The following is a 724-nucleotide window of genomic DNA, read 5'->3' as shown; positions in this document are numbered from 1 at the left end:
CCTGATGCGCCTATTTGACGCAAATCTTGCAAGCCAATGTTGTAGTTGCGACCGTTGCGATTAAGTACAATACTATTCGAATCACCTGCAGCGGTAGCACCACCAGCCATCGAAATAGCACTATATAAAGAAACAGGTGCATCATCAATAGTAAATTCGCCAGGCTGTCTGACTTCACCATCGATAAAAAACTTATTGCCGCGGTAATTTACAATTTTAACCTGCGGATCTGGAAACTTAAGATAGCGCTGTAGCTTACCACGTAGATTTTCTGTGAACTGTGGCACGCTTAAACCTGATGCCTTTATACGTCCTATAAGTGGAAACTGTACAAAGCCTTGTTGATCTACAGGATATCCTGAGGCAGCAGGACTCGTGCCACCTGAAGCGGCTGGTGCCATGTCTGGATAACCAGCAAGATTAATACTTAAGATATCACCTGACGCTATACGATACTGTTTCTTAGTGGAGCTCGCTATAAGTTGATATATGTCATTGTTCGGCTGTGCCACTCTTGGTGCTGGCAGGGTCGCTAGGTTAAGCGGCTGAATATTAAACTGCAAGCCATTGTCTGCGGTAAAACTGCCAACAGGTGGCAAATCACCCGCTTGTAATCCTGAATTTATCGTTGTGGTCGCACAACCAGACAGCAAACTGATGAGCAGTAAGCCTGTTGCACCTAGTAGCTTAGAGGATTGAAGCATAATAAAAGACCCTTATAAAC

Annotated in this window: 1 protein-coding gene; it reads right to left on the bottom strand. The window is 44.5% G+C overall.

Translation table 11 applies throughout. The features are described from left to right. On the bottom strand, positions 1-704 hold a 704-nt coding region (locus ACTXGO_RS15440), incomplete at its 3' end, for a polysaccharide biosynthesis/export family protein (protein WP_443575138.1). Positions 705-724 lie beyond the last annotated feature (20 nt).

The sequence above is a fragment of the Psychrobacter sp. T6-1 genome (assembly GCF_052258445.1).
Note: the sequence above shows the minus strand (reverse complement) of the source record. Positions and strands in the feature narration are given on the sequence as shown.